Genomic DNA, 5055 nt, shown 5'->3' with positions numbered 1-5055 from the left:
AGATCGAGAAGGTGCGCAAGGAGTTCGAGGCGCGTTACGGTGAAGGTGCGCTGAAGTAGTGCCGGCGACGGCTCCCGCTCGTCGGGAGCCTCATCCCTGCTGCGACATCCGGGTGATACCGCGCCCGGAGCGTTGCAGCGCAGGCTGCCATACGCTCAGCCGAAAGACCCAAAATGACCATGCTGAACACACTGAGACTCACCACCACATTATCCGTGGGGCTGCTCGCGGCCGCGCTTAGCGCTAACGAGCCATCTACCTCGGTCGACGCGCTCATTAGTCGCGGCGAGGCACAGCTCGCTGCGCAAGACATCGACACGGCCATCGCGACCTTGACCCAGGCCGTTGACGCTGCACCCGACTCCAGCTTGGCACGTAACCGTCTTGGCGGCGCCTTGATGCTTGGCCAGCGCTACGGCGAAGCCATCGATCAATTCCAGCGCGTCATTGGCCGTGACCCCGAGAATGGCGCCGCCTTCATCGGGCTCGGCATGGCCTACATGCACAGCGGCCAACCCGGCCCTGCCAAAGCCGCCCTGATCGAGGCGAAGCGTCTCAAGCCGAACCGTGCCGAGGATCTCGACAGGCTGATTCGGCGGATTGATCAAGGTACCGCAAAATAGCGCGCGCTCTAGCTCCACCCTTAACGTTGAGTCGCGCGCCATGGCGCAGCCGATCAGGGTCCGCCACGATCGCTGTTCAACACCCACACGGCCGCCTCGACCCGGCTCTTGAGGCCGAGCTTCTTCAGCAGATGCTTGACGTGGACCTTCACCGTCCCGACCGCGAGATCGAGCTCACGCGCGATGAGCTTGTTGCTGAGGCCCTCCGCGATCAAGTCCAGGATCTCGCGCTCGCGGGCGGTGAGGCCGGCCTGGTCCGAGCTGGTCGGTCCGGGCTGCTCGCGCAGCGCGCGCGCCAGCAATTCGGTGAGCCGGGGGCTGATCACCAGGCGCCCGCGCATCGCCTCCTGCAGCCGGGCGAGGATGTCCTCGGGCTCCATGTCCTTGAGCAGGTAACCATCGGCACCGGTGCGCAGGGCGGCCACCACGTCGCTCTCGCTATCGGAGACGGTGAGCATGATGATGCGGGCTTCCTGCTCCGGGTCGCTGCGCAAGCGCCGCAGCGTTTGCAGGCCGTTCAGCCCCTTCATGTTCATGTCGAGCAGGATCAGATCGGGTCGAAGCCGGTCTGCGAGCGCCAGCCCCTCCTCGCCGTCGGCTGCCTCGCCGACCAGCGTCAGCGCTTCCTCCATGGCCAGCAGGTCGGCCACGCCCTTGCGGAACAGCGGATGATCGTCGATCACCAGGACTCGGGTATCCAGCGCCTCAAGCGCTGTCTGCTCGTTCATTGACGAGACTTCATTGCGGCATGTCCGGCTAGCTGGCCATCGGCGACGAGCCGATCGTGGCGTCGCGATCGCGGCGGGAAGCGCAGCCGCACGACGGTGCCCGCCGCGACGCCGGGCTCGATCTGGAGGGTACCGCCGAGGCTCGCCGCGCGCTCGCGCATGATGGTCAGGCCGTAATGGCCGGGACGGCCCGGATTGGTGTCCAGTCCGACGCCGTCGTCGCTGACCTCGACGCCGACCTCGCCGCTCGCCGCATCGGACAGGAGCCGCAGCCGGACATGGGCCGCGCGCGCGTGCCGCGCGGCATTGGACAGCGCCTCGCGCACGATCTGTAGCAGATGGACCTCCTCGTTCGGCGACAGATCGCCCGCAACCAGCCGGTCCTCGACCGCGATCTCAAGACCGGTGCGAAGACGGAATTCATCGACCGTCTCAGTCACCGCTGCCGAGAGTCCTTCACCGCCAATCTTGAGCCGAAAGGTCGTCAACAGCTCGCGCAGTTGCCGATACGCGCTGCTGATCCCTTCGCGTAGCTCGGCCAGGATCACGACGGGTGCCGGCGCTGACTCAGCCCCCTGCCCGTTGAGCGCGGCCTCCAACCGAACCGCCTGGATCTTGAGGTAGGAGAGCGACTGCGCCAGGGAGTCGTGCAGCTCACGGGCGAGACTGCTGCGCTCCTCGTGCAGCACCAAGCGCCGGCTCTCGCGGATGCGGCCTTGCAGATTCAGAGCCGTCGCCAACTGCGCGGCCAAGGCCTCGAGCAACGGCTGTTGCCATGACTCCAATGGCGCGCCGTCGCGGTAAGCCACGCGAAGCGTGCCGTAGCGGTGGTCTTGATCAGCCACCGGAACGGCGATGAGCGAGCCATCCGATGCACTCGCGGCGGCGCGACAGAGGGCGCAGGCACCGCCTGCGGCATCTGGCGACTGGCGGCTGCTCAGGCACAGCCCGGTCGGCGCCTCATTGCGCGCGCTTCGGGCTTGGGTGCCGTCCCGGCTATTGCCGTCGCGCAAGCAGAGGGTCACCGAGGCCAGCTTGAGCTCTTGTTCGACATCGACCAGGACCGCGCGCAGGGCCGGGTCCGAGAGGGTCGCGCCATCCAGGGTGCGGCTGGCTCGATAGAGTAGCTGCAGCGACTGGTTGCTGCGCGCCAAGTCACGGGTCTTCTCGCTGACCCGCGCCTCGAGCGCGTTGTAGATGGTCCAGACGCCCTCGCTCATCAGGTTCATCGCCACCCCGAGCCGCCCGAGCTCGTCCTCGCCCAGGAAGCGCGTGCGCACCGAGAAGTCGCCTTGTCGGACCCGATCCGCGCAGCGCAATAAGGCATCGAGCGGACGCACCAGCCTGCGCTGCAACAGCAGCAAGGTCACCAGCACGGCGATCAGGGTCAGCCCCAAGGCCGCAGCCTGCATCACCGCGAGCCAATCGATGCGCCGCTCGGCCCGGTCCTCGAGCGCCCGGACCAGACCGTGCACCTGAGCGACGAACGCGTCGGCCTGCGCCCGATAGGCGCGTCCGCCCGTAGCGATCGCCTGGGCGCTCAGAGCCGGGCGCATCCTCTGCTGCCACTGTTGGCTGACCTCTCGGTAGGCGCTGCGTAGCGGATCGGTCGCGGCGCTCGGGATCGCCTGCATGAGCCGCGGGCTGGTCAAGCGCGCCTCCAGCTCGTCGGCGAGCTGCCGCACGCGTGCCGCACGCTCGGCCGACGGCCGGCTCGGGTCGGTCAGCTCGGCGGCGATGCGATAGGTCTGCATGCGCAGCGTCCCGGACTGATTCACCGCCGCGGCCATGCCCTGATTGAGCTGCGCCACCACGATCGCGCCGATCATTGCCGCAATGCCAAGGGCGAGGATCACGGCCATCAGCAGGCCGATGGTCAACAACAGGGAGCGTTGCCATAAGGCAGAGATCGATGCCGTCATCGCTGGGTGCTCGGACAAACCTGGAGGGACAAAAGGGGGCTACCTCCAAAAATCCACATTGCTCGCAAGCGCCGTGGAGCTGACACCGCAGTATGGACGATTCTTTCGCGCAAACAATCCTCTAGCTCGGCGGAGAGCTACCACCAAAGGGGTAACCCCAGTGCTTTCAGCCGGCTAAACAACGGATTGCGCTTATCTGGGCGGCCGCTAGGCTTGAGCCATATCAAGCTCGAGAAGCGAGCACGGCCAGCCAAGAGCGCATCGAGGGTGCTCCAAGCGCTCAGTCTTGGCACCGCCACCTCGCGCGTCCAACGCCCTTAGAAGACGACCAATGAATCACGCCGACCGAGAAAAGACCTGTCTGCCGCTGCTCGAGCGCACGCCTGGATTCGCCTCGGTGCCAGCGGATGCCCTCGCCTACCTGGCGGCCGGCTGTCATCAGCGTACCGCGACGCGCGGACAGCTGTTGTGCGAGCGCGGCCAGCAGCTCGGAGGTTTTCATGTGCTGTTGCGGGGTCGGGTCAAGCTCTCATTGCTCTCCGCGGAAGGCGCCGAGCGGGTGCTCGATATCGTTCTGCCCGGGCGCACCTTCGGCGAATCGGCGGCCTTCCTCGGCCGGCCCTGCGCCCTACACGCCGAGGCGCTGATGGACTCACGGCTGCTCTACGTTGACCTCAACCGCGTGCGCAACGCCATCCCGCGCTGGCCAGAGATCGCCAACCTGATGCTCGTCATGGTCGCCGAGCGCGCGCAACGGCTGATCGCCGACCTCGAGGCCTGTTGTTTGCACTCGGCCGCGCAGCGCGTCGTCGCGATGCTGCTGCGCGATGCGCAAAGCGATGCCGATGAGCCCGATCGCGCCACCCTTGAGCTGCCGGCGGCCAAGACCGTCGTCGCCTCTAGCCTCAATCTGTCAGCCGAGACCTTCTCGCGCGAGCTGCATGGGTTGGTGCGCCGCGGGCTGATCGAGGTCGAGCGCCGAGCCGTTCGGATTCCATCACTCGAGCAGTTACGTCGGCGCGGCGGGTTGGAGGCTGCCGATCTGGAGCCAAGCGCTCCGCTCGATGCCTGTTGATGGCGCCATTAGGGCGGTCGGTGAGAAACAACACGTCAGGATCAACACAAGCTCCAATGCATTCATGATGCAGGCTCCGTCATCACGCCGCGGCCTTCCAGGTCTCGGTTGCAGCAATCTCTCTGGCGAAGTCCGCAAAGTCCTTCGGCTCCCGATCTTGCCGAAGTCGCCTTCCTGACGGGGTTCGCCGAGCAAAGCGGCTTCACCAGGGCTTTCAAGCGCTGGGCAGGCCAGACGCCCCGCTCCTATCGATTGGGCGCCCGCACGCCGCCGGTGGGAACCTGAATCCTAAGGAGTATCCGGACGGCAAACGACCGGCCGAGATCTCCAATGATGTGTCGAGCGAACCAGGGGGTCCGGCTCTTAACTAATTCGAGGCTCGGGTGGTCGGTGTCGCGGTGGACTAATCTTAAGAAGCTCAAGAAAAGATATCCATTGACACAAGAGCTAACGAGCGGCGACTAACTCGCCAGCCAGTCGGCCGAGCGTCGCCAATGCTTCCTCGGTCAGCGGCGACCAGGGCAGCGCGCAGTTCAGTCGCAGACAATGGCGGTAGCCGCCGTGGCTCGAGAACATCGGCCCGGGGGCGATGCTGATCCCGGCGGTAAGCGCGCGCTCCTGCAGGGCGAGTGCATCGGCGCCCTTCTTTAACTCCACCCAGACGACGAAGCCGCCGCCGGGCCGCGTCACCCGCGTGCCGGCCGGGA

Annotated in this window: 5 protein-coding genes and 1 pseudogene; 3 read left to right on the top strand and 3 right to left on the bottom strand. The window is 66.3% G+C overall.

All coding sequences use genetic code 11. From position 1 onward, the window contains the following. Positions 1-173 precede the first annotated feature (173 nt). Entirely contained in the window at positions 174-623 is a 450-nt protein-coding gene (locus tag ACY693_RS14735) for a tetratricopeptide repeat protein (protein ID WP_462322570.1), read from the top strand. A 53-nt stretch (positions 624-676) separates the two neighbouring features. On the opposite strand, the gene narL is transcribed toward ACY693_RS14735, so the two are convergent. After that, positions 677-1351, bottom strand: coding sequence for a two-component system response regulator NarL (gene narL, locus ACY693_RS14730; protein ID WP_462322569.1), 675 nt, complete (start codon positions 1349-1351; stop codon positions 677-679). Further along, positions 1348-3273, bottom strand: a complete 1926-nt coding sequence (locus ACY693_RS14725) for a type IV pili methyl-accepting chemotaxis transducer N-terminal domain-containing protein (RefSeq protein ID WP_462322568.1) — start codon at positions 3271-3273, stop codon at positions 1348-1350. The genes narL and ACY693_RS14725 overlap by 4 nt, the downstream gene beginning before the upstream one ends. A gap of 331 nt (positions 3274-3604) precedes the next feature. On the opposite strand from ACY693_RS14725, the gene ACY693_RS14720 reads away from it, so the two are divergent. Together ACY693_RS14720 and ACY693_RS14715 are read left to right on the top strand one after the other, a co-directional pair. Continuing rightward, positions 3605-4348 carry a Crp/Fnr family transcriptional regulator gene (locus tag ACY693_RS14720; RefSeq protein ID WP_462322567.1) on the top strand — a complete coding sequence of 248 codons (744 nt, stop codon included), beginning with the start codon at positions 3605-3607 and terminating at the stop codon, positions 4346-4348. A 108-nt stretch (positions 4349-4456) separates the two neighbouring features. Further along, entirely contained in the window at positions 4457-4633 is a 177-nt protein-coding gene (locus tag ACY693_RS14715; RefSeq protein ID WP_462322566.1) for a helix-turn-helix domain-containing protein, read from the top strand. 162 nt (positions 4634-4795) lie between these two features. On the opposite strand, the pseudogene ACY693_RS14710 reads toward ACY693_RS14715, so the two are convergent. Beyond that, positions 4796-5055 (bottom strand): annotated as a pseudogene (locus ACY693_RS14710) (PLP-dependent aminotransferase family protein); the annotation flags it as partial.

This window comes from Halochromatium sp., from assembly GCF_054919635.1.
Note: the sequence above shows the minus strand (reverse complement) of the source record. Positions and strands in the feature narration are given on the sequence as shown.